The sequence below is a fragment of the Leisingera sp. F5 genome (genome assembly GCF_001593695.1).
Window position 1 is genome coordinate 1 of sequence record NZ_LUKH01001235.1, and the last position, 1,172, is coordinate 1,172.

General features: G+C 62.7%; 2 protein-coding genes and 1 pseudogene. 1 reads left to right on the forward strand and 2 read right to left on the reverse strand.

Features of this window, described 5'->3' with window-relative positions:
* Positions 1 to 221: pseudogene (locus A2I95_RS40410) on the reverse strand (type III PLP-dependent enzyme); the annotation flags it as partial.
* A 106-nt stretch (positions 222 to 327) separates the two neighbouring features.
* On the opposite strand from A2I95_RS40410, the gene A2I95_RS40415 reads away from it, so the two are divergent.
* Positions 328 to 765, forward strand: coding sequence for an Lrp/AsnC family transcriptional regulator (locus A2I95_RS40415; RefSeq protein ID WP_027259373.1), 438 nt, complete (start codon positions 328 to 330; stop codon positions 763 to 765).
* Positions 766 to 768: 3 nt separating this feature from the next.
* On the opposite strand, the gene A2I95_RS40420 is transcribed toward A2I95_RS40415, so the two are convergent.
* Positions 769 to 1,172: LysR substrate-binding domain-containing protein (locus A2I95_RS40420; RefSeq protein ID WP_291737948.1), on the reverse strand; the 404-nt coding region annotated here is incomplete at its 5' end.

The following is a 1,172-nucleotide window of genomic DNA, read 5'->3' on the forward strand; positions in this document are numbered from 1 at the left end:
GCGACATCAAATGCAGTGATCCCCGCCGCCACCAGATTGGACAGCACAGCAGGGTGCGGGTTGGCCTTCACCGCATAGGTCACCAGCCCTGGAAACCCCCGCTGAAAACGCCCCGCAACCTCGTGCAATACCCGCGGCGAGAAATACAGGATCGGGTGATCCGGTGCGCTGCGGGCCAGGTGGGATTCAGGGGAAAGCCAAAGCGGTGGAATTTGCTGCATCAGGAAAAGCCTCGTTTGTTTTGCATATTTTCCGACAAATTTCCGTCGATTCCGCTCGTCACTTTTCCTATAGTGACGAGAATTGACGTCAAATCGCAGGAACAACATGCAAACCGACGATACTGATCAGCGTCTTGTCACCCTGTTGCGGGAAAACGCCCGCCGTCCGGTGGCGGAGCTTGCCCGGCATCTGGGGCTGGCCCGCACCACGGTACAGGCGCGGATCGAACGGCTGGAAACAACCGGGGTGATTACAGGCTATACGCTTAAATCCTCCGCCGCCTCCCGCCCGCCGCTGCAAGCCACGGTGCTGATGTCGATTGAGCCGCGCTCGGGGCCTGAGGTGCTCGCCCGCCTGCGCAGCCTGCCTGGAGTAGAAGTCGTGCATACCACCTCAGGACGGTTTGATCTTCTGGCTCAGGTGGTGGCGCAAAGCACGACCGAGCTTGACAACACCATCGACCACATCGCCGAGGCCCGTGGCGTGCGGTCCTCTGAGAGCCTAATCCATCTGGCGACAAAACTGGACCGGACCGGGCAGTAATAGTCAGACGGTCCTCACATACTCCAGCAGCCAGTCCCGGAACAGCCGTGCTGCCGGGCGCAGGGCGCCGCGGTCGGGATAGATCAGGTGGTAGGCCTCCTGCCCCGGCACCGCGACGTCCGGCAGGCAGCGCACCAGCCCGCCTGCGCTGACCGCCGCGTCCGACGCAGGTGCGCGCGCCAGCGCAATCCCCATACCCTGCGCCGACAGCTCTGCCGCCATCAGGGAGTTGTCGGCAAAGAAATAGCGCGCTTGTCCGTGCGAGAGCCGCAAGGCCTCAAACAGCTGCACCCAGCTGGCCCGATGGGTCGAGACTTCAATCAGCGGAAAGCGGAACAGATCCTGCGGGGTCCGGACCTGGGCCGCAATCTCTGGCGGAGCCACCGGATACAGCACCTCGCGCAATA

Bases quoted from the DNA above. Each gene is read 5' to 3' on its own strand.
- A2I95_RS40415 (WP_027259373.1), top strand. From the start codon at position 328: ATGCAAACCGACGATACTGATCAGCGTCTTGTCACCCTGTTGCGGGAA.